Here is a 22,582-nt window from a genome sequence, read left to right as displayed (position 1 = left end):
ATAATTATTGCTAGTTATAAACATCTATCCATTTAGACGTCTGGATGTAAAAATGACGGAAAACGCGAATGCCGTCAACTGAAATAATCAGTCATAACGGTGAGGAATGTTCAGGCAAGATGAAAGAAGTTCATGATGGTGGGGAAAGTGCGGTCTGATGCCTCCACCCCAGCCCTCTCCCACGGGGAGAGGGAGAAAATAATCCCTTCGCTACGTTGTGAAAAGGGAGACGATAATCCCTCGCCGCGCTTTGAGGGGAGAGAAAAAAGTTTCTTCACCGCGTTGTGAAGAGAGAGAAAACATTCCCTCTTATCTGCGAGGATTGAGAAAAGATCGCCCCGAGCGATTCCCTCTCCCGTGGGAGAGGGTTAGGGTGAGGGCATCAGACGAAGCAGAGCAAAAAACTACAGCAGTTGCGCCAGACGGTTAATATCCGACTGAATGGCACCTGCAGTCACATCACGCCCCGCGCCTGGCCCACGAATCACCAGCGGGTTATCGCGATACCAGCGGCTTTCGATGGCAAAGACGTTATCGCACGGCAGCAGCGCTGCCAGCGGATGCTCCGGACGCACCGCTTCCACACCCACACGCGCTTTACCGTTGGCATCGAAACGCGCCACGTAGCGCAGCACCAGCCCCATCTCCTGCGCGGCTTCCAGACGTTGCACCATCTGGTCGTTCAGCTCATCACCGTTCTCAAAGAAGTGATCGACGGAACCCTCTTCGCAGCCCGCAGGAACTAACGATTCCACACGCACCTGACCTGGCTCAATATCGTAACCCGCCTCACGCGCCAGAATCACCAGCTTGCGCATCACGTCTTTCCCGGCCAAATCCACACGCGGATCGGGTTCGGTCAACCCCTGCTGCCACGCCTGATCGACCAGGTCAGTGAACGGCACCGTGCCGTCGAATTGCAGGAACAGCCACGACAGCGTCCCGGAGAAGATTCCGCTGATGGCTAAAATGCTGTCACCGCTGTCAATCAGATCCCGCACCGTATGGTTGACCGGTAAGCCCGCGCCCACAGTAGCGTTGTACAGCCAGTGACGCCCGGTTTTTTCAAACGCATCGTGAATCTGACGATATTTATCGGTGCTGCTCGCCCCCGCCAGCTTGTTGGCGCTGATGACGTGGAAACCGTGGCTGGCGAAATCCAGATACTGATCGGCAAGCTGTTCGCTGGCAGTGACATCCAGCACCACTAAATCGTCGTACGGGTGCGCGCGCATCCACAGGAACAGCGACTCTTCATCCTGTTCAACGGCTTCGTCATTGAAGAACGCGAGCGCACGGCTGGCGTCCAGCCCTTCGTAATTGAGCAGGCTGCGGCGACTGTCTACAACGCCTGCCAGGACAAATTCAAATCCGGTACGCGCCGACAGCGTCGTTTGCTCGCGAGCAAACAGCTCCAGCCAGCGGGAACCGATATTACCTTTACCAAACAGCACCAGACCGATACGTTTTTCCGCGCGGAACAGCGTGGTGTGCAGGCCCTGAATCAGACTCTCGGTTGGCCCTTTACGCAGCACGGCGACCAGGCTGATGCCCTCTTCCGACTGCCAGGTAAATTCAACCGGTTGCCCCTTCAGCTGTTGCCAGAAACGGTGGCAATGCAGCGGATTACGAGAGACGCCTGCACCGACCATCGCCACCAGCGCCAGGCCCTGACGCAGACGGAGTTCGCCCGGCAAACCGGCTTCGTCCAGCGTTTTGAGTGCACTATCGGCCACTTCTGCGGTGTAGCAGAACTGCAGTAAATGACGATCGCTGTGTACGCCAACCGCCAGCGGACGTACCTGCGCACGTTTGAGAATTAAATCGATATCTTTATGCGCCATCTTGACGTCCTGGCCCGCAGGCACCTGGAACTCAATCAGGCAAATATCATCGTGACTGGTGACAATGCGCGCGCCCGTACCCGATGCCAGAACGCGTTCGATGCGCGTGGAACCCTGATCCGGCGTGTAGCTACAGCGCAGTTGTAGATCGATATCGCTCCCGGAAACGGGCTGCAGCGTGCGGGCGTGCAGAACCGGGGCGGCGAGACGTGCCAGCTCGCTGGCTTCGTCCAGGCGCAGCAGCGGCAGCAGACAGGCATCTTTGACTTTGCGTGGATCGGCACTGTAAACGCCAGCCACATCGCTCCAGATGGTGACGCGAGACGCTCCTGCCAGCGCACCGATTTGCGTGGCGGAATAGTCAGAGCCGTTACGGCCCAACAGCACGGTTTCACCCGCGTTGCTGCGGCTGATAAAGCCAGTGACGACAATACGTTTACCCGGATGCTGCACCAAAAGCTGTTGCAGCAGCGGATAAGACAACCCTTCGTCAACCTGCGGCTGCGCAGCGCGTTCGGCGCGCAGGAAGTCGCGTGCGTCCAGCCACGCGGCCTCCAGACCTTGCTGTTCCAACACGGCGGCCATCAAGCGTGCAGACCAGACTTCACCGTGACCGACCACTTCCGCGTAAACCGCTTCGGTAATGCCGCTGTCCAGCAGCGCCGCAAGACGCTCCAGATCGTGAACAAAAGCGCTGATCAGCCCGTCCGCCGCTTGCGCGGGCAGCAGGCCGGAAATCAAATCGCTTTGATAACGGCGTAATGTTTGTTGAACCTGATGCGCAGAAAGGCGATCGGTCTGGCTCAGTTTGAGCCAGCTAATCAACTGGTTGGTAGTGCTGCCCGCCGCCGAGACAACCATCATGTCGCCCGGCATCGAATACTCCGCCATGATCCCTGCGACACGCAGGTAACATTTCACATCAGCAAGACTACTACCACCAAACTTATGCAGTTGACGACCCTTCGCCCCTGCCTGCGCTATCACACTCATGATTACCCCTTGGCTGCGACCTGGAAGGCATTTTCCAGATCGGCAATTAAATCTTCACAGTCTTCAATACCGGTTGAGATGCGAAGCAGCGTCTCAGAAATCACGGCGGCGGCACGCGCTTCTGGCGCCATGCCTGCGTGTGTCATTGTTGCGGCGTGAGAGATCAAGCTTTCGACTCCCCCTAATGATTCCGCCAGCGTAAACAGTGACAACGCGCTCAGGAAGCGACGCAGCGTTTGCTCATCGCCATCCAGTTCAAAACTTAACATCGCGCCAAACCCTTTCTGCTGGCGCGCGGCGATCTCGTGGCCCTGGTTTTCCGGCAACGACGGGTGATACAGCTTTTTCACCAGCGGCTGGTTTTTCAGGAAATCGACAATCGCCTGGGCATTGCGTTGTGCCACTTCCATACGTGGCGACAGCGTGCGGATCCCGCGCAGCAGCAAATAGCTGTCGAACGCACCCGCTGTCACGCCAATGTTATTGGCCCACCATGCCAGTTCGGTGACAATTTCCGGATCTTTTGCAATCACTACGCCCGCGACCACGTCAGAGTGACCGTTCAAATATTTCGTGCATGAATGCAATACCAGGTCCGCCCCCAAGGAAAGTGGGTTCTGAAGCGCCGGACTGAGAAACGTATTATCCACTACACTTATCGCTCCCGCATCCCTTGCGAGCTGACAAATTTTCGCAATATCGACAACACGCAATAACGGGTTGCTTGGGCTTTCCACCAGAACGAGCTTAGGCTTTTCGGCAAGTGCTTGTTTTAGCGCCTGTTCATCATTTTGATCGACAAAGAGAACGCGATAACAGCCGCGTTTTGCCAGGCTATCAAAAAGTCGGTAGCTGCCACCGTAACAGTCGTGCGGAGCGAGCAGCAAATCGCCAGGTTTCAGGAATACCGTGGTCACCAGATGAATGGCCGACATACCGGTATTGGTCAGAACTGCGCCTGCGCCGCCTTCGAGTTCCGCCAGCGCGCGCTGGGTAACATCACGCGTCGGGTTGCCACGACGTGAATAGTCATGCGCACGAGGTTCATTAAATCCGGTGAAATTATAGGTACTGGAAAGATGAATCGGCGGGACAACGCAGCCGTACTGCTCGTCATCATTCAATCCGCTACGCACTGCGATCGTGGCCTGTTTACGCGTCATGGTGAAGGCTTCCTGGCTAATAAGGTGAAAAGTCAGGCACCAGAGTAAACACTGAACTTATGGACGTCAATACATCTGGACATCTAAACTTCTTTGCGTATAGATTGAGCAATGCGAGAATAGCCGTTAAAATGACATGCTTTAGTGCACGCTAAAGGCGCAATACCCGTGTCACGGTATCGTCCTTACGGTAAACTACGCGAGATTACGGTATAAAGCCCCATACAACCTATGGCTTTATGCCCTTATAAATGACAGAGAGGATTAAAGGTATCTCATGGCTGAATGGAGCGGCGAATATATCAGCCCATACGCTGAGCACGGTAAGAAGAGTGAGCAAGTAAAAAAAATTACGGTTTCCATTCCTCTGAAGGTGTTAAAGATCCTCACCGATGAACGCACGCGTCGTCAGGTGAACAACCTGCGTCACGCGACAAACAGCGAACTGCTCTGCGAAGCATTTTTGCATGCGTTTACTGGCCAACCCCTGCCGAATGATGAAGACCTGCGCAAAGAGCGTAGCGATGAAATTCCGGAAGCGGCGAAAGTGATCATGCGTGAACTGGGTATCGACCCGGATACGTGGGAATACTGAAGTGCAGAAACAAAAAAAGCGCCTTTCGGCGCTTTTTTTTCGGGTAGCTTATTTAGCGCCCGGGATGCTGAAACGCTTGTTGAAGCGGTCAACACGGCCACCGGTTGCAACATCACGCTGCTTACCAGTGTAGAACGGGTGGCATTGGCCGCACACGTCCAGGTTCAGATCGTGACCCACTGTAGAGCGGATTTTGATCGCGTTACCGCAAGAGCAGTTTGCAGTAATAAAATCGTATTTCGGGTGAATATCTTTTTTCATGGGGAGAACCTCAGTTAAGGCCGCGTCGCTCTTCCAGCCCTAACGCCAGACACCACGCGATGTTGATAGTAAATTCTTTGGCGTAAAGTTACACCAAAGGCGGCGAATCATACAGAATCCATTCGGTGGATGCAAACTGATCAGCACGTCTATAGCATCTAATGTGTATACTAACGCGCCACATTTCAAGTCAGGAAGATTCGATGCCCGTTGCTCACGTTGCCCTGCCCGTTCCGCTTCCCCGCACCTTTGACTATTTGCTGCCCGACAGCATGAGCGCCAAAGCGGGCTGTCGCGTAACCGTGCCTTTTGGCAAGCAGCAGCGCGTCGGCGTGGTGGTGTCGGTAAGCGACAAAAGCGAGCTGCCGATCAATGAATTAAAAGCGGTGGTGGAGGTACTCGACGTTGAGCCGGTTTACTCCGTAAGCGTCTGGCGGCTGCTGCTGTGGGCGGCGGATTATTATCACCACCCGATTGGCGACGTGCTGTTTCACGCGCTGCCGATTTTGCTGCGCCAGGGTAAAAGCGCCAGCCATGCCCCAACGTGGTACTGGTTTGCGACAGAAGACGGACAAGCCGTCGATATCAACAGCCTGAAACGATCGCCTAAGCAGCAGCAGGCGCTGGCCGCGCTGCGTCAGGGCAGAATCTGGCGTCATCAGGTTGAAGAGCTGGAATTTAATGACGCAGCGCTGCAGGCATTGCGCAAAAAAGGGCTGTGCGAGCTTGCCAGCGAAGCGCCTGCACTGGTGGACTGGCGCGACGGGTTTAGCGTGGCCGGTGAGCGACTGCGTCTCAACACGGAACAAGCGACCGCCGTTGGCGCGATTCACAGCGCATCTGATAGTTTTTCCGCCTGGCTGTTAGCGGGCGTGACCGGTTCCGGCAAGACCGAAGTGTATCTGAGCGTACTGGAAAATGCGCTCGCGCAGGGTAAACAAGCGCTGGTGATGGTGCCTGAGATCGGCCTGACGCCACAGACCATCGCCCGTTTTCGTGAACGTTTTAACGCCCCGGTCGAAGTGCTCCATTCCGGCTTGAACGATACGGAACGTTTAAGCGCCTGGCTGAAAGCCAAAAACGGCGAAGCGGCGATTGTGATTGGTACCCGCTCGTCGCTGTTTACGCCATTTAAGAATCTGGGCGTCATCGTGATCGACGAAGAACACGACAGTTCCTATAAACAGCAGGAAGGCTGGCGCTATCACGCCCGCGATCTGGCCGTTTACCGCGCGCACAGCGAACAAATCCCGATTATTCTTGGCTCGGCAACGCCCGCCCTGGAAACGCTGCACAACGTGCGCCAGCGCAAATACCACATGCTGCGCCTGACGCGCCGCGCGGGTAATGCGCGCCCGGCTATTCAGCATGTGCTGGATCTGAAAGGTCAGCAGATACAGGCTGGACTCGCGCCCGCGTTAATCACTCGCATGCGTCAGCATTTGCAGGCCGATAATCAGGTGATTCTGTTCCTGAACCGTCGTGGATTTGCGCCGACGCTGCTGTGCCACGACTGCGGCTGGATAGCGGAATGCCCGCGCTGCGATCATTACTACACGCTGCATCAGGCGCAGCATCATTTGCGTTGTCACCACTGTGACAGCCAGCGCCCGGTGCCGCGCCAGTGCCCATCGTGCGGCTCGACGCATATGGTTCCGGTTGGTCTTGGCACTGAGCAGCTCGAACAGGCGCTGGCACCGTTTTTCCCCGGCGTACCGCTTTCGCGTATTGACCGCGACACCACCAGCCGTAAAGGGGCGTTAGAGCAACAGCTGGCTGAGGTTCATCGCGGCGGCGCGCGCATTCTGATTGGTACGCAGATGCTGGCGAAAGGGCATCACTTCCCGGACGTCACGCTGGTGGCGCTGCTGGACGTCGATGGCGCGCTGTTTTCTGCCGATTTCCGTTCCGCTGAGCGCTTCGCCCAGCTTTACACGCAGGTGGCCGGGCGTGCAGGTCGCGCGGGTAAGCAAGGGGAAGTGGTGCTGCAAACTCATCACCCTGAACACCCGCTGTTACAGACGTTGCTCCATAAAGGCTATGACGCGTTTGCGGAGCAGGCGCTGGCTGAGCGTCAGACCATGCAGTTACCCCCGTGGACCAGCCACGTGATTATTCGCGCGGAAGACCATAACAATCAGCAGGCACCGCTGTTTTTGCAGCAGTTACGTAATCTGTTGCAGGCCAGCCCGCTGGTAGATAATCAGCTGTGGATTTTAGGCCCCGTTCCCGCGCTGGCGCCTAAGCGCGGTGGCCGGTATCGCTGGCAAATTTTGCTTCAGCACCCTTCTCGCGTGCGTTTACAGCATGTGATTAGTGGCACGCTGGCGCTCATCAACACCTTGCCAGAAGCGCGAAAAGTGAAGTGGGTTCTGGATGTCGACCCCATCGAAGGATAGAAACGATGCGAGAGGGATCGAAAAATCAAACGCTCCTCACACTTTTTATGAAAATTCTGTAACCGCTTCCATTCACTATCTGTAAAAATGAATCAGTCAGTAGTTGGTGGTCCTGCGAGGAGAAGACGTTGAAGTCCAGGAAAGAGGTTGCCCCGGCGACCATGAAAGACGTTGCCCAGAAAGCCAAAGTGTCCACGGCAACGGTGTCCCGCGCGTTAATGAACCCGGATAAAGTCTCTCAGACGACGCGTAATCGCGTTGAGCAGGCGGCGCTGGAAGTGGGCTATTTACCTCAGGCGATGGGCCGTAACCTCAAGCGAAATGAGTCGCGGACCATTCTGGTGATTGTGCCGGACATTTGCGATCCCTTCTTTAGCGAGATTATTCGCGGCATCGAAGTTACCGCCGCCGCACAGGGTTATTTGGTGCTGATCGGCGATTGCGCGCATCAGAATCAGCAAGAAAAAACCTTTATCGACCTCATCATTACCAAGCAGATCGACGGCATGCTGCTGCTCGGATCGCGTTTGCCGTTTGATGCCAGCATCGAAGAGCAGCGCAACCTGCCGCCGATGGTGATGGCGAATGAATTTGCGCCAGAGCTTAAACTGCCGACGGTTCATATTGATAATCTAACTGCCGCGTTTAACGCCGTGAACTATCTCCAGGATTTGGGGCATAAGCGCATTGGCTGTATCGCCGGGCCGGAAGAGATGCCGCTGTGCCATTATCGTCTGCAGGGCTACGTACAGGCATTGCGTCGTGCTGGCGTGACGGTCGATCCGCATTACATCGCGCGCGGTGATTTTACGCTTGAAGCCGGAGGCCTGGCGCTCGAGCAACTACTGTCGCAGCCTGTACCGCCAACGGCCGTTTTCTGCCACAGCGACGTGATGGCGTTGGGCGCGTTGTCGTATGCCAAACGCCGGGGCCTGCGCGTGCCGCAAGATTTATCTATTATCGGGTTCGATAATATTTCCCTTTCCGAGTTTTGCGATCCTCCCCTCTCGACCGTCGCGCAACCGCGCTATGATATTGGGCGCGAGGCCATGCTGTTACTGCTTGATCAGCTGCATGGGCAAACCGTCAGCAGCGGCTCGCGGTTACTGGATTGCGAACTTATTATTCGGGGCTCTACACAGGCGCTTACTTAAAGTAAACGGCTTTAAGACTCCCTCATCTGGTCAAAGGCCCGCCGCTTAAGTAACATGGCGGGCTGACGAATGCATAAATACAGCGAAACGATAGTGGCACAACGAGATTATGTACGTCGCGGCCAGCCGGCACCTTCGCGACGCAAAAAGAGCACCTCACGGAGCAAGAAAAGTAGCCTGTCCTCCGTCTCGCCCGCTATGGTCGCGATAGCCGCGGCTGTGCTCGTGGCCTTTATCGGCGGTTTATACTTTATTACTCACCACAAAAAAGAAGAGTCTGAAGCGCTTCAGGGCAACAAAGTGGCCGGTAATGGTTTGCCGCCAAAACCTGAAGAGCGCTGGCGCTATATCAAAGAGCTGGAAAGTCGCCAGCCAGGCGTGCGTGCCCCAACCGAGCCTTCTGCCGGTGGTGAAGTGAAAAATGCCGATCAGCTAACGAATGAGCAACGCCAGCTTCTGGCGCAGATGCAGGCCGATATGCGCCAGCAGCCTACGCAGCTGACCGAAGTGCCGTGGAATGAACAGACGCCACAGCAGCGTCAGCAAACGCTGCAACGTCAACGTCAGGCACAGCAGCAAGTTCAGCAACAGCAGTTGACGCAAACCCAGCCGGTACAGCAACCGCGCACGCAGCCGCGTGTGACCGAACAACCGTATCAGCAGCCCCAGCAGCAAACGCGTACCGTGCAGACTCAACCTGCCCAGCAGCCGCGCCAGGTGCAGGCGCAACAGCAGAAACAAACCGCATCAGCGCAGCCGTATCAGGATCTGCTGCAAACGCCAGCGCATAACACCGCGCAGCAGCCGAAAGCGCAGCCACAGCAGAGCGCACCGGTTACGCAGACGGCCGAAGCACCGAAACAAACGGCCGAGAAGAAAGACGATCGCCGCTGGATGATTCAGTGTGGATCGTTCAAAGGCGCAGACCAGGCAGAAACCGTGCGTGCGCAGTTGGCCTTCGAAGGTTTTGATTCACGCATCACCACCAACGGCGGCTGGAATCGCGTGGTGATCGGCCCGGTGAAGGGCAAAGAAAATGCAGACGGCACCATTAGCCGCCTGAAAATTGCCGGTCACACAAACTGCATTCGACTCGCCTCTGGGGGTTGAAACCCCCAAAATCCCCCCCATCTATCATTCTATTCAGCCCTGAGTATCAGCTCAGGGCATCTGTTTCGAATTTGTAACCAGGGGGTCTGCTCGTGACAACAATAGTAAGTATACGCCGTAACGGCCATGTGGTAATCGCCGGTGATGGCCAGGCCACGCTGGGTAATACCGTCATGAAAGGCAACGTGAAAAAAGTGCGCCGCCTGTATAACGACAAAGTGATCGCCGGTTTTGCGGGCGGTACCGCTGACGCCTTCACGCTCTTCGAACTGTTTGAACGCAAGCTTGAAATGCACCAGGGCCACCTGGTCAAAGCGGCCGTTGAGCTGGCGAAAGACTGGCGCACCGACCGCATGCTGCGCAAACTCGAAGCGCTGCTGGCTGTCGCGGATGAAAATGCCTCTCTGATTATCACCGGGAACGGCGACGTCATTCAGCCAGAAAACGATCTGATTGCTATCGGCTCCGGCGGTCCTTATGCCCAGGCCGCTGCGCATGCTTTGCTTGAAAATACTGAGCTGAGCGCCCGCGAAATTGCCGAGAAGGCGTTGGGAATTGCAGGTGATATCTGCATTTACACCAACCACTTCCATACCATCGAAGAATTGAACTCTAAAGCGTAAGGATCTCCCATGTCTGAAATGACCCCACGCGAAATTGTCAGCGAGCTGAACAAACACATTATCGGCCAGGACAATGCCAAGCGTTCCGTGGCAATCGCCCTGCGTAACCGCTGGCGTCGTATGCAGCTTGATGAAGAGCTGCGCCACGAAGTTACCCCAAAAAATATTCTGATGATCGGCCCGACCGGCGTCGGTAAAACCGAAATCGCCCGTCGTCTGGCGAAGCTGGCAAATGCACCGTTCATCAAAGTTGAAGCCACCAAGTTCACTGAAGTGGGCTACGTCGGTAAAGAAGTGGACTCGATTATCCGCGATCTGGCCGATTCAGCGATGAAAATGGTGCGCGTACAGGCCATCGAGAAAAACCGTTATCGTGCTGAAGAAATGGCCGAAGAACGTATTCTCGACGTGCTGATCCCACCGGCAAAAAACAACTGGGGTCAGAATGAACAACCTCAGGAACCGTCCGCCGCACGTCAGGCATTCCGCAAAAAACTGCGTGAAGGCCAACTGGACGACAAAGAGATTGAAATTGATCTGGCTGCGGCGCCAATGGGCGTAGAAATTATGTCTCCTCCGGGTATGGAAGAGATGACAAGCCAGCTGCAGTCGATGTTCCAGAACCTGGGCGGCCAGAAGCAAAAGCCGCGCAAGCTGAAAATCAAAGACGCAATGAAGCTGCTGATTGAAGAAGAAGCGGCCAAACTGGTGAATCCAGAAGAGCTGAAACAGGACGCCATCGACGCGGTTGAGCAGCACGGCATCGTGTTTATCGATGAGATCGACAAAATCTGTAAGCGCGGTGAATCCAACGGCCCGGACGTGTCTCGTGAAGGCGTTCAGCGTGACCTGTTGCCGCTGGTCGAGGGCTGTACTGTTTCGACCAAGCACGGCATGGTCAAAACCGATCACATTCTGTTTATCGCTTCTGGCGCGTTCCAGGTGGCTAAGCCTTCCGATCTCATTCCTGAATTGCAGGGCCGTCTGCCGATTCGCGTGGAGTTGCAGGCGCTGACTACCGACGATTTCGAACGCATTCTGACTGAGCCAAATGCCTCGATCACCGTGCAGTACAAAGCGCTGATGGCCACCGAAGGTGTGACCATTGAGTTCACCGAGGACGGTATCAAGCGCATCGCTCAGGCCGCATGGCAGGTTAACGAAACCACCGAAAACATCGGGGCGCGTCGTTTGCACACCGTGCTGGAACGTCTGGTCGAAGATATCTCTTATGAAGCCAGCGATCTGAACGGCCAAAGTATTACCATTGACGCAGATTATGTGAGTAAACATCTGGATGCGTTAGTGGCAGATGAAGATCTAAGCCGTTTTATCTTATAATCGCGGTTAATGCATTTTCATCACTGTTGATGGGGGCTAATGCCCCCATTTTTATTGGCTAAATAAAATGACTGATATCAGCCGTACTCAGGCGTGGCTCGAAAGCCTGCGTCCCAAGACATTACCTCTGGCCTTTGCCGCAATCGTCGTTGGCACCACGCTTGCCTGGTGGCAAGGTCATTTCGATCCGCTGGTTGCCGGACTGGCGCTCATCACGGCCGGTCTGCTGCAAATCCTCTCTAACCTTGCTAACGACTACGGCGATGCGGTCAAGGGCAGCGATAAACCCGATCGTATTGGGCCGCTGCGCGGTATGCAGAAAGGGGTGATTACTCAGGCGCAGATGAAACGTGCACTGATTATCACCGTGGTGCTCATCTGTCTTTCTGGCCTGGCTCTGGTATCAGTAGCATGTAAAACGACGGCCGATTTCATCGGCTTTATGGTGTTGGGGATTCTGGCGATTATTGCTGCGATTACCTATACCGTCGGCACGCGCCCTTATGGTTATATCGGTTTGGGTGATATTTCCGTACTGGTTTTCTTTGGCTGGCTGAGCGTGATGGGCAGCGGGTATTTGCAGGCGCATACGCTGATTCCCGCGCTATTCCTGCCCGCTACTGCCTGCGGATTACTGGCTGCGGCGGTTCTCAACATCAATAACCTGCGCGATATCGAAAGTGACCGTCAGAACGGTAAAAACACCCTGGCGGTACGGTTAGGCCCGGTCAACGCCCGTCGCTATCACGCGGGCCTGCTGTTGGGTGCGCTGATCTGCCTGGCACTGTTTAATCTGCTTTCATTGCACAGCTTCTGGGGCTGGCTGTTTGTTCTGTCTGCGCCGCTGCTGATCAAACAGGCGCGTTTCGTGATGCGCGAGCTAAACCCCTCTGCGATGCCGCCCATGCTCGAACGTACGGTAAAAGGCGCATTGCTGACTAACCTGTTGTTCGTACTTGGGATTATCCTGAGCCAGACGCTGCGTTAACTGACAAATATCAATTAACAATTGATGATTTTGCCAACAACGCGTTTAGCGCGATATACTGAACACATTCGCAGCAACCGAGCGTTAAACCTATGAAATACGATACTTCCGAGCTTTGTGACATCTATCAAGAAGATGTCAACGTCGTGGAACCGCTGTTTTCCAACTTTGGGGGACGGTCGTCATTTGGCGGACAAATCATCACGGTAAAATGTTTCGAGGACAACGGGTTGCTGTATGAGCTGCTCGAACAAAATGGCCGTGGCCGTATTTTGCTGGTTGATGGCGGCGGCTCCGTCCGTCGTGCGTTAATCGACGCCGATCTTGCCCGTCTGGCCCTGCAAAACGAGTGGGAAGGAATTGTGGTGTACGGCGCTGTCCGTCAGGTTGACGATTTGGAAGAGCTGGATTTGGGCATTCAGGCCATTGCAGCTATTCCCGTGGGTGCCGCAGGCGAAGGCATCGGCGAAAGCGATGTGCGCGTTAACTTCGGTGGCGTCACCTTCTTCTCCGGCGACCATCTCTACGCCGACAATACCGGCATCATCCTTTCCGAAGATCCTCTCGATATCGAGTAATAAAAAAGGCACCGAAAGGTGCCTTTTTTATGAATTCACTTTGGCCTGCATTTGACGCGGGCCATTACGCAAAGATTTCGTGTTGCAGCAAGGCGGCAAACGAAGATATCCCCAGGAGCGTAGTCAACTACGTGACTGGGGTAGCTGAGCGCAGCCAACGCCGCTACGGCGCGAAAGATGAAGCGTAATTAGACTTCTTCCATGCGGCCGAGCAATGCCTGCAGACGATCCTGCCAGCCGTTCTGCTGTTCGCGCAGCTGCTGATTTTCGCGCTCGAGCTCTTCACGACCATTCTGAGCAGAATGCACTTCCTGCGCCAGAGCGTTGTTCTTTTCTTTCAGTTCTTCGATTTCCATCTGCAGCAGTGTGATGGTGTCGATCGCCTGCTGTACTTTTGATTCCAGTTTCTCAAACACTTCTAATGACATGGTCATACCTCTTCTGAATGGCAAGGCGACGCTTCGAACTTACGCTACATCGTTCACATTTCATCAAGGAGGAGGAAAACTGAACAATGGCGTGTAAAACGCGCACAACATATTTAATGTCGATTGTATGGAGCGCGGCGTCCCCTGTCCAGCGGCATGCCGCGCAGATCGCGGTTTGCAACACTTTTCGGTCTGGTCCTGGTGCATTCGCGCCACCTACCCCTAAATTGTTAATACTTTAGTTAATGAAATGATTCAGCTCACATTTCACTACTGCCGCTAAAACACGCTTCATAGCGCGAAATCGCTCATTTTATTGACACAGCACACACATTTTGATTTCGATATTTCTCGTTTTTGCTCGTTAACGATAAATTAACAGCATGTCTACAGGACATCGTGGCTGTTCGTTGTCGCTGCGCTAACAATAAACATTCATCTTTCTTCAGGATTCCGATTATGAGTCAGACATCAACCTTAAAAGGCCAGTGCATCGCCGAGTTCCTTGGTACCGGGTTGTTGATTTTCTTTGGGGTAGGCTGTGTTGCTGCCCTGAAAGTGGCTGGCGCGACCTTCGGCCAGTGGGAGATCAGCATCATCTGGGGTTTGGGCGTGGCAATGGCCATTTACCTGACTGCAGGGGTTTCCGGCGCACACCTTAACCCGGCGGTGACCATCGCGTTGTGGCTGTTCGCATGCTTTGACGGACGCAAAGTTGTGCCGTTTATTATTTCTCAATTTGCCGGCGCCTTTTGCGCAGCGGCATTAGTTTACGGGCTTTATTACAATCTTTTCATCGACTTCGAACAGACGCATCATATGGTGCGCGGCAGTGTCGAAAGTCTGGATCTGGCCGGTATCTTCTCAACGTATCCAAACCCGCATATCAATTTTGTGCAGGCCTTCGCGGTTGAGATGGTGATTACCGCTATTCTGATGGGCGTTATCATGGCGCTGGGCGATGATGGTAACGGCATTCCGCGCGGCCCACTGGCTCCACTGCTGATTGGTTTACTGATTGCCGTGATCGGCGCATCAATGGGTCCACTGACGGGCTTTGCGATGAACCCGGCGCGTGATCTGGGTCCGAAAACCTTCGCCTTCTTTGCGGGCTGGGGTGAAGTGGCCTTTACCGGCGCCAAAGATATCCCTTACTTCCTGGTGCCGCTGTTCGGCCCGATTGCAGGGGCTGCGCTGGGCGCATTCGGCTATCGCAAATTAATTGGTCGCCACTTACCGTGCGACACCTGTGTGGAAGACGAGAAAGAAACGACCTCTACCGCACAACAAAAAGCTTCGCTGTAATCTGACTACGGGACACCTACTATGACCGACAAAAAATATATCGTTGCGCTCGACCAGGGCACCACCAGCTCCCGCGCTGTCGTAATGGATCATGACGCGAATATCGTCAGCGTGTCACAGCGCGAATTCGAACAAATCTATCCTAAGCCTGGCTGGGTAGAGCACGACCCAATGGAAATCTGGGCGACCCAAAGCTCAACGCTGGTCGAAGTGCTGGCGAAAGCCGACATCAGTTCCGATGAAATCGCGGCAATTGGTATCACCAACCAGCGTGAAACCGCGATTGTGTGGGAACGTGAAACCGGTAAACCAATCTATAACGCCATCGTCTGGCAGTGTCGCCGTACGGCCGAAATCTGCGAGAAACTCAAGCGCGACGGCATGGAAGATTACATCCGCAGCACCACCGGTCTGGTGGTGGATCCGTACTTCTCAGGCACCAAAGTGAAGTGGATTTTGGATCACGTTGAAGGCTCCCGTGAGCGCGCAAAACGCGGCGAACTGCTGTTCGGTACCGTCGATACCTGGCTCATCTGGAAGATGACCCAAGGGCGGGTACACGTTACCGATTACACCAACGCCTCCCGTACCATGCTGTTCAACATCCACAAGCTGGACTGGGATGACAAAATGCTGGAGGCGCTGGACATCCCGCGCGCCATGCTGCCAGAAGTGCGTAAATCATCCGAAGTGTACGGCCAGACCAACATCGGTGGTAAAGGCGGCACGCGTATTCCGATCTCCGGTATCGCCGGTGACCAACAGGCTGCGCTGTTTGGCCAGCTGTGCGTGAAAGAAGGGATGGCGAAAAACACCTACGGCACCGGCTGCTTTATGCTGATGAATACCGGCGAGAAAGCGGTGAAATCAGAAAATGGCCTGCTGACCACCATCGCCTGCGGCCCACGCGGCGAAGTGAATTATGCCCTGGAAGGTGCGGTCTTCATGGCGGGTGCATCCATTCAGTGGCTGCGCGACGAAATGAAGCTCATCAGCGATGCGTTCGATTCCGAATACTTCGCCACCAAAGTGAAGGACACCAACGGCGTATACGTGGTGCCGGCATTCACAGGTCTGGGCGCGCCATACTGGGACCCGTATGCGCGCGGCGCTATTTTCGGCCTGACGCGTGGAGTGAACTCTAACCACATCATCCGCGCCACGCTGGAATCCATCGCCTACCAGACGCGTGACGTACTGGAAGCGATGCAAGCCGACTCCGGCATTCGTCTGCACGCTCTGCGCGTGGACGGCGGCGCGGTCGCGAACAACTTCCTGATGCAGTTCCAGTCCGACATTCTGGGCACCCGCGTTGAGCGTCCAGAAGTGCGCGAAGTCACCGCGTTGGGTGCCGCGTATCTGGCAGGTCTGGCGGTTGGTTTTTGGCAGAATCTGGATGAGCTACAGGAAAAAGCGGTCATCGAGCGTGAATTCCGTCCGGGTATCGAAACGACCGAGCGTAACTATCGCTACAGCGGCTGGAAAAAAGCGGTGAAACGCGCCCTGGCGTGGGAAGAGCACGAAGAGTAATTTCCCTCACCCTAACCCTCTCCCCTTAGGGGAGAGGGAACTCGTCATCCCACTCTGTGATAAACTTCGTGCAATTCCTTTTGACTGCACGAGTACCCCATGAAACGTGAACTTGCCATCGAATTCTCCCGCGTAACCGAAGCCGCCGCCCTCGCAGGCTATAAGTGGTTAGGACGTGGCGACAAAAATATTGCTGACGGCGCGGCCGTTCATGCGATGCGCATTATGCTCAACCAGGTCAACATTGACGGGACCATTGTCATCGGCGAAGGCGAGATCGACGAAGCGCCCATGCTGTTCATCGGTGAGAAAGTCGGCACCGGCAACGGCGATGCGGTGGATATCGCTGTTGACCCGATTGAAGGCACGCGCATGACGGCGATGGGCCAGGCGAACGCGCTGGCGGTGCTTGCCGTTGGCGATAAAGGCTGCTTCCTGAACGCGCCTGATATGTACATGGAAAAACTGATTGTCGGCCCAGGCGCGAAAGGCGCTATCGATCTCAATCTGCCTCTGGCAGATAACCTGCGTAATGTCGCAGCCGCGCTGGGTAAACCGCTCAGTGAACTGACCGTCACTATTCTCGCCAAACCGCGCCATGACGTCACCATTGCGCATATGCAGCAGCTCGGCGTGCGTGTTTTTGCCATTCCGGATGGCGACGTCGCGGCGTCTATTTTGACCTGTATGCCAGACAGCGAAGTCGACGTGCTGTACGGCATTGGTGGCGCGCCGGAAGGCGTAGTGTCCGCTGCGGTGATCCGTGCGCTGGACGGCGATATGCAGGGTCGCCTGCTGGCTCGTCATGACGTGAAAGGTGACAGCGAAGAGAACCGTCGCATCGGCGAACAGGAGCTGGCGCGCTGCAAAGCGATGGGCATTGAAGCGAATAAAGTGCTGTCCCTGGATGATATGGCACGCAGCGATAACGTGATCTTCTCGGCAACCGGCATCACCAAAGGCGATCTGCTGGACGGCATCACCCGCAAGGGCAATATGGCCACCACTGAAACGCTGCTGATTCGCGGAAAATCACGCACTATCCGTCGCATCCAGTCGATTCATTATCTGGATCGCAAAGACCCAAATGTTCAAACTCATATCCTGTAAGGTGATTTGATCAATAGAGCTTTCCGGCCCCGCTGGGCTGGAAATCTCCCCGGCAAGAACGGAAGATAGAAACAGATATCAGCACAGGAGATCGTCATGGCGGACTGGGTAACAGGTAAAGTCACAAAAGTAACGTTCTGGACCGATGCGCTTTTTAGTATCACCGTTCATGCCCCCATTCATCCGTTCACGGCCGGGCAATTCGCCAAGCTGGGGCTGGAAATTGACGGCGAGCGCGTGCAGCGCGCCTATTCCTACGTCAATGCGCCGGACAATCCGGATCTCGAATTTTATCTGGTGACCGTTCCTGACGGCAAACTCAGCCCGCGCCTGGCTGCGCTTCAGCCCGGTGATGACGTTCTGATGGTCAGCGAAGCCGCTGGTTTCTTTGTGCTGGAAGAGATCCCCGACTGCGACACCCTGTGGATGCTGGCAACCGGTACGGCCATCGGCCCTTATCTGTCGATTCTGCAATACGGGAAGGATCTGGAACGATTCAAAAATATCGTTCTGGTGCATGCCGCACGCTACGCCGCCGATCTGAGCTATCTGACGCTGATGCAGGAGCTTGAAAAACGCTACGAAGGGAAGTTGAAAATCCAGACGGTGGTCAGCCGTGAAACGGTTGCTGGTGCGCTCACCGGACGCGTTCCGGCGCTGATTGAAAGCGGTGAACTTGAATCCGCCGTGGGTTTACAGATGAATGCGGAAACCAGCCATGTGATGTTGTGCGGCAACCCACAGATGGTGCGTGATACCCAGCAGTTGCTGAAAGACACCCGGCAGATGACCAAACATTTGCGCCGCCGACCGGGCCATATGACTGCTGAACACTACTGGTAATTAGCGGAACTTCACGTCCTGCGTGTCCTTGCCGTATTTATTCTCGCTCTGGGTGCCCACAAACGCGCCCAGATCGATGAGGGTCATGACAAAAATTACCGTCGGAATGAGTTTCCCTACCACCCAAGGTAGGACCGACGGCAGTATCGCCCAGTGACCCGCCACCAGCATCCACGCCAGAGGGATCAGCAGCGCCCACAAACCGGAACGGCCCCTGTCATGCAGACGTTTAACGATCACGGAAGCCGTTGGCCACAGCAGACACACCAGCGCAAACGCTGCCGTTTGGGTGCCCAGCCAGTTGCTGTAGGCCAGGCCGAAAAGCACCAGCATCGCGACAATCCACGTCACGATCCAAATCCAGAAATCACGGCGTCCAATACGCCCTTTGAATGAAAACAGCCACTGCTGTATGGTCATGTCAGGTTCCTTATTATCGTCTGCCGCGTAGTTTACCCTGGAGTGCCGACCTTTTGACAAGCCGGGCAGATATCGTTTTAATCATGAGCAATGACCGCCAGGGATAATATTGATGAAAAGATGGACTCACCCGATTCTGCTGTGTTTAACGATGCTGAGCGCCAGCTTTTTCCTGCACGCCAATGACGCTTCTCCCCCTGCGACTGCGCCATATCTTCTGCAAGGCGCGCCGTCGTTCGATCAATCGATCAGTCAGTTCCGTGAAACGTTCAACAAAGATAATCCCACGCTCGCGCTGGGTGAGTTTCGCGCGATAGACGGCGCAAAAGACACGCCTACCCTGACGCGTGCGGCCAGTAAAATTAACGAAAATCTGTACGCCTCGACTGCGCTTGAACGCGGTACGTTAAAAATCAAAAGCATGCAAATCACCTGGCTGCCGATTCAAGGCCCGGAACAGAAAGCCGCCAAAGCCAAAGCGCTGGAGTACATGAGCGCGATTTTGCGCGCCTTTACCCCGATTTTGACCAAAGCACAAAGCCAGCAAAAGCTGCAAAAATTGCTGACCGCCGGTAAAAACAAACGTTACTACGCCGAAACAGACGGCGCGATTCGCTATGTGGTCGCAGATCACGGCGAAAAGGGGCTGACCTTCGCCGTTGAACCGATTAAGCTGGCGCTATCTGACACACTCGGAGGGGCGAATTAATGACAAAAAGCAAAGCCTTTCGAGGGAAAATCTCTATACTGATTCACAGACCATGCTGCCCGTCAGGGCGGCCATAATCCTTAATTCGCTTTAGTAGCGTGGAGAATTGAAATGCGACATCCTTTAGTGATGGGTAACTGGAAACTGAACGGCAGCCGCCACATGGTAAACGAGCTGATCGCGAACCTGCGTAAAGAGCTGGCTGGCGTGACGGGCTGTGCTGTAGCGATCGCTCCACCAGACATTTATCTGGATCTGGCTAAACACGCTGCTGACGGCAGCCACATCGTTCTGGGTGCACAGAACGTTGACGTTAACCTGTCTGGCGCATTCACCGGCGAAACCTCCGCTGAAATGCTGAAAGATATCGGCGCAAAATACATCATCATCGGCCACTCTGAGCGTCGTACTTACCACAAAGAGTCTGACGAGTTCATCGCGAAGAAATTCGCTGTGCTGAAAGAACAGGGTCTGATTCCAGTTCTGTGCATCGGTGAAACCGAAGCAGAAAACGAAGCAGGCAAAACCGAAGAAGTGTGCGCGCGTCAGATCGACGCTGTGCTGAAATCCCAGGGCGCAAGCGCGTTCGAAGGCGTGGTTATCGCTTACGAACCTGTATGGGCAATCGGTACTGGCAAATCTGCGACCCCTGCGCAAGCGCAGGCTGTTCACAAATTTATCCGTGACCATATTGCGAAAGCCGACGCGAAAGTGGCTGAGCAAGTGATCATTCAGTACGGCGGTTCCGTTAACGCGGCAAACGCTGCTGAGCTGTTCACCCAGCCGGACATCGACGGCGCGCTGGTTGGCGGTGCATCCCTGAAAGCTGACGCTTTCGCGGTGATCGTTAAAGCAGCAGAAGCCGCTAAACAGGCTTAATGGCTTGTCCCCTCGCCCTCTCCCGACAAGGGAGAGGAAACCGTTCAGCGTCTTCTTTCCCGAGTGGCAAGATAAATGCCTGAAAGGTTTCTCCCTCTCCCATTGTGAGAGGGCCGGAGTGAGGGGAAACACAGCGCAGAATCTATAATTTCCCCAGCACGCTAAACCATAAGTAATCGAGCGGCAACAGGACCAGATAGGTCGCCACTGCCAGCGCCAGACACAGCATCATTCCCGCCTTTGCAGGCACTTTCCCAAGCCCCATCGCTACCACAATCGGCGACGCCTGATACGGCAACAGCGGCGTGGAATAACCCAACACCTGAATCATAATCACCGACAGCAGCGGGAAACCGGTCGCATCGGAAAAACTCTGCGCCAGCGTGGTGTACAGCGCCGGAACGCCGTTGGCGGTCATGATAAAGTTAAGCGCCGTGGTGATCCCCGTGAGCGCCAGGAAACTGGTGAAAGGTTTATCTGCATCCAGCGGCATCAGGTGAAGCAGCGCCTCTCCTACGGCGCTCCCAATCCCCGTCTGCGTGACGGTGATGGCTAGCCCCAAAATGCCCGCCACGTAGATACAGGTGCGCATATTCACGCCCGCTGAAAACTCCTCGCCAGTAATAAAGCCGATGCGCGGGAGCATCACCACCAGCGATGCCGCCAGCCCGGTCCACGCGGGGCCAATTCCGTGCCAGCTCTCCGTCACCCACATCACCAGCACCACAGCCAGAAGCCAGGCGAGACGTTTCTCATCGCGCCCCATCGGCTCCGGCGCAGAAACTTCTTGCGGATGTTTCGGTGAGCCGGGGAACAGCCAGCAGATCAGCCCAATCAGAATCAGCCCTTTTAGAATGCCGAGCACCGGCGTGTGCAGCAGGAGATAAGGCACGTAGTTCAGATGGATGCCGTATGAACCTTCTGCCGCGCCGCTCATCACCAGATTGGGCACATTAGCGGGCAAAATAGTCGCGGAAAGCTGGAACGTCCCGAAACCCACCGCCAGCGCCAGACCAAACCACGCACGGGAGCCGTCCGCGATGCTGGCGCGTTTAGCCATCGCAGCCACAATCGGCATCAGCAGCGCGATGCGCCCCATGTTCGACGGCATCACAAACGCCAGGGCGTAACTCAGCAGCACCACGCTTGCCACCATCAACAGCCACGAATCGGTCAGTTTTGCCGATAGCGCTCGCGCCGCCCTGTCCGCCAGGCCGGTTTTGCGAATCGCCACACCGAGCACAAATCCGCTGAAGACCAGCCAGAATGCCGATGACGCAAAGCCTCCGAAAATCACATCTGCAGGGGCAATTTTGGCGATCATCGCTGCCGTAAAGAACAGCAGCGCGGTGATAAATTCCGGCAGGAGCGAGGTCGCCCACAGCACGATGGTGATGCCAACAATGAGCGAGGGCAGAAAAAGAGGGTGAGTAAACCAGAGCGACATACCTGTCTCCTGTCGATTTTTTCAGCAAGTCTACGGCGACAGGCAGTGCGAGTAAACGCTATTTATGGTGGGTCAATTCAGGATATCGCATTGATGATCCTGTAATTCCTCAGCAGATGCGCGGTTAAGTACCAGTAAATTTCGCTCGGTCGCTAGCAGCACAAACGAACCGTCGGACTGCTGTGCCATCACCATGGCAAACCGCCCCATGTGCTCACGCGCTTGTGGCAGTTCTTGCGCCAGCATCATAAACGGGCTGCGTTTGACCAGCTCGGCTTCCGTCACCCGTCGCGCAAGATACTCATGCCCTTCCAGTCCGCCAGGAAACGGCAGCCACTGCGTGCTAATTTGTCCCTGATTCGCATCCAGCTTTTCGCGCACGTCAGGACGCAGGCAGGAGATGTGAATATGAAAATGATTTTGCGTGCGCCCGGTCGGCGAATTAATCGTGAGCGCGATGGCGCTATCCGGCACTTCCGTACCGCGCTTCATGCTCATAAAGTTGCGCGATTGCCACGCCAGCCAGAAGAAATTCGGCGTCTGCGGCTCGGTCAGCAACGGGCTTTCGGTACCGTTGATACGGTACGTCGGCATTAGCAGATATTGCAGCGGCCCGTTGCGATCTTTAAACACCACGTAACCGGCATCCGGTTTTACCTGCGCGCACGGCGCGGGATTGCGGTGCTGTTGCTGATTCACAAGACACTGTTCGAGAACGATATGGCGCAGTGCGTCAGGATTACCGGACTTCATCCAGAACCAGCCGCCCACTACAGCCACACTGACGACCAGCGCCAGTACGATAATTTTTTTCATCACGCGTTCCCTGTATCCAATTGAAGCGAAAGAGTAACGCAAAATG

Annotated in this window: 22 protein-coding genes; 15 read left to right on the top strand and 7 right to left on the bottom strand. The window is 55.2% G+C overall.

Going from position 1 to position 22,582, the window contains the following annotated elements:
• Nucleotides 1–404: 404 nt before the first annotated feature.
• Together ACKI5T_RS16350 and metB are read right to left on the bottom strand one after the other, a co-directional pair.
• Nucleotides 405–2,837 (bottom strand): bifunctional aspartate kinase/homoserine dehydrogenase II, encoded by a 2,433-nt coding sequence (locus ACKI5T_RS16350; protein ID WP_407438786.1) that lies wholly within the window; start codon nt 2,835–2,837, stop codon nt 405–407.
• A 2-nt stretch (nt 2,838–2,839) separates the two neighbouring features.
• Nucleotides 2,840–4,000 (bottom strand): cystathionine gamma-synthase, encoded by a 1,161-nt coding sequence (gene metB / locus ACKI5T_RS16345; protein ID WP_407438785.1) that lies wholly within the window; start codon nt 3,998–4,000, stop codon nt 2,840–2,842.
• A gap of 277 nt (nt 4,001–4,277) precedes the next feature.
• Between metB and metJ the strand changes: the two genes are divergently transcribed.
• Complete coding sequence (gene metJ / locus ACKI5T_RS16340; RefSeq protein ID WP_015960995.1) at nt 4,278–4,595, top strand: met regulon transcriptional regulator MetJ; 318 nt, start codon at nt 4,278–4,280, stop codon at nt 4,593–4,595.
• A 48-nt stretch (nt 4,596–4,643) separates the two neighbouring features.
• Here the strand turns inward: metJ and rpmE are convergent, their stop codons facing one another.
• A complete protein-coding gene (gene rpmE, locus ACKI5T_RS16335) occupies nt 4,644–4,856 on the bottom strand; it encodes a 50S ribosomal protein L31 (RefSeq protein ID WP_015960996.1) in 213 nt (70 codons plus the stop codon).
• Nucleotides 4,857–5,059: 203 nt separating this feature from the next.
• Between rpmE and priA the strand changes: the two genes are divergently transcribed.
• From priA to ACKI5T_RS16295, 8 genes are all read left to right on the top strand, one after another.
• A complete protein-coding gene (gene priA / locus ACKI5T_RS16330) occupies nt 5,060–7,255 on the top strand; it encodes a primosomal protein N' (protein WP_407438784.1) in 2,196 nt (731 codons plus the stop codon).
• 128 nt (nt 7,256–7,383) lie between these two features.
• Complete coding sequence (gene cytR / locus ACKI5T_RS16325) at nt 7,384–8,409, top strand: DNA-binding transcriptional regulator CytR (RefSeq protein WP_407438783.1); 1,026 nt, start codon at nt 7,384–7,386, stop codon at nt 8,407–8,409.
• Between the two features lie 93 nt (nt 8,410–8,502).
• Nucleotides 8,503–9,519 carry a cell division protein FtsN gene (gene ftsN, locus ACKI5T_RS16320; protein ID WP_407438800.1) on the top strand — a complete coding sequence of 339 codons (1,017 nt, stop codon included), beginning with the start codon at nt 8,503–8,505 and terminating at the stop codon, nt 9,517–9,519.
• Nucleotides 9,520–9,611: 92 nt separating this feature from the next.
• A complete protein-coding gene (gene hslV / locus ACKI5T_RS16315; protein WP_407438781.1) occupies nt 9,612–10,142 on the top strand; it encodes an ATP-dependent protease subunit HslV in 531 nt (176 codons plus the stop codon).
• Between the two features lie 9 nt (nt 10,143–10,151).
• Nucleotides 10,152–11,483, top strand: a complete 1,332-nt coding sequence (gene hslU, locus ACKI5T_RS16310) for an HslU--HslV peptidase ATPase subunit (protein ID WP_407438779.1) — start codon at nt 10,152–10,154, stop codon at nt 11,481–11,483.
• A gap of 67 nt (nt 11,484–11,550) precedes the next feature.
• Nucleotides 11,551–12,471, top strand: a complete 921-nt coding sequence (gene menA, locus ACKI5T_RS16305) for a 1,4-dihydroxy-2-naphthoate polyprenyltransferase (protein WP_407438777.1) — start codon at nt 11,551–11,553, stop codon at nt 12,469–12,471.
• A 92-nt stretch (nt 12,472–12,563) separates the two neighbouring features.
• Complete coding sequence (gene rraA / locus ACKI5T_RS16300) at nt 12,564–13,049, top strand: ribonuclease E activity regulator RraA (RefSeq protein ID WP_015961003.1); 486 nt, start codon at nt 12,564–12,566, stop codon at nt 13,047–13,049.
• 29 nt (nt 13,050–13,078) lie between these two features.
• On the top strand, nt 13,079–13,237 hold the full coding sequence (locus ACKI5T_RS16295) for a hypothetical protein (protein WP_407438775.1): 159 nt from the start codon (nt 13,079–13,081) through the stop codon (nt 13,235–13,237).
• Here the strand turns inward: ACKI5T_RS16295 and zapB are convergent, their stop codons facing one another.
• Nucleotides 13,238–13,483, bottom strand: a complete 246-nt coding sequence (gene zapB, locus ACKI5T_RS16290; RefSeq protein WP_190275359.1) for a septal ring assembly protein ZapB — start codon at nt 13,481–13,483, stop codon at nt 13,238–13,240.
• Nucleotides 13,484–13,936: 453 nt separating this feature from the next.
• Between zapB and ACKI5T_RS16285 the strand changes: the two genes are divergently transcribed.
• The 4 genes from ACKI5T_RS16285 (at nt 13,937) to fpr (ending at nt 18,265) form a co-directional block, all read left to right on the top strand.
• Nucleotides 13,937–14,782, top strand: a complete 846-nt coding sequence (locus ACKI5T_RS16285; protein WP_015961005.1) for an MIP/aquaporin family protein — start codon at nt 13,937–13,939, stop codon at nt 14,780–14,782.
• Nucleotides 14,783–14,803: 21 nt separating this feature from the next.
• On the top strand, nt 14,804–16,312 hold the full coding sequence (glpK, locus tag ACKI5T_RS16280) for a glycerol kinase GlpK (RefSeq protein ID WP_015961006.1): 1,509 nt from the start codon (nt 14,804–14,806) through the stop codon (nt 16,310–16,312).
• Nucleotides 16,313–16,411: 99 nt separating this feature from the next.
• The gene (glpX, locus tag ACKI5T_RS16275; protein ID WP_015961007.1) at nt 16,412–17,422 is read left to right on the top strand and encodes a class II fructose-bisphosphatase; all 1,011 of its coding nucleotides are present in this window, start codon (nt 16,412–16,414) and stop codon (nt 17,420–17,422) included.
• Between the two features lie 96 nt (nt 17,423–17,518).
• Entirely contained in the window at nt 17,519–18,265 is a 747-nt protein-coding gene (gene fpr, locus ACKI5T_RS16270) for a ferredoxin--NADP(+) reductase (protein WP_407438773.1), read from the top strand.
• Here fpr and ACKI5T_RS16265 read toward each other — a convergent pair whose 3' ends face one another.
• Nucleotides 18,266–18,685, bottom strand: a complete 420-nt coding sequence (locus ACKI5T_RS16265) for a DUF805 domain-containing protein (protein ID WP_407438771.1) — start codon at nt 18,683–18,685, stop codon at nt 18,266–18,268. It abuts the gene before it with no gap.
• 112 nt (nt 18,686–18,797) lie between these two features.
• Between ACKI5T_RS16265 and ACKI5T_RS16260 the strand changes: the two genes are divergently transcribed.
• Both ACKI5T_RS16260 and tpiA read left to right on the top strand, forming a co-directional pair.
• Nucleotides 18,798–19,394, top strand: a complete 597-nt coding sequence (locus tag ACKI5T_RS16260) for a DUF1454 family protein (protein ID WP_407438770.1) — start codon at nt 18,798–18,800, stop codon at nt 19,392–19,394.
• A 111-nt stretch (nt 19,395–19,505) separates the two neighbouring features.
• Nucleotides 19,506–20,273: a triose-phosphate isomerase gene (tpiA, locus tag ACKI5T_RS16255; RefSeq protein WP_407438769.1), complete on the top strand. Its 768-nt coding sequence runs from the start codon at nt 19,506–19,508 to the stop codon at nt 20,271–20,273.
• A gap of 142 nt (nt 20,274–20,415) precedes the next feature.
• On the opposite strand, the gene ACKI5T_RS16250 is transcribed toward tpiA, so the two are convergent.
• Nucleotides 20,416–21,720, bottom strand: coding sequence for an SLC13 family permease (locus ACKI5T_RS16250; RefSeq protein WP_133632587.1), 1,305 nt, complete (start codon nt 21,718–21,720; stop codon nt 20,416–20,418).
• A 72-nt stretch (nt 21,721–21,792) separates the two neighbouring features.
• Nucleotides 21,793–22,536 carry a CDP-diacylglycerol diphosphatase gene (locus tag ACKI5T_RS16245; RefSeq protein ID WP_407438768.1) on the bottom strand — a complete coding sequence of 248 codons (744 nt, stop codon included), beginning with the start codon at nt 22,534–22,536 and terminating at the stop codon, nt 21,793–21,795.
• Nucleotides 22,537–22,582 lie beyond the last annotated feature (46 nt).

It is taken from the genome of Lelliottia sp., from assembly GCF_045627565.1.
Taxonomy (GTDB): domain Bacteria; phylum Pseudomonadota; class Gammaproteobacteria; order Enterobacterales; family Enterobacteriaceae; genus Enterobacter.
The sequence above is the reverse complement of the archived record's forward strand: the minus strand, read 5'-3'. Positions and strand labels throughout refer to the sequence as shown.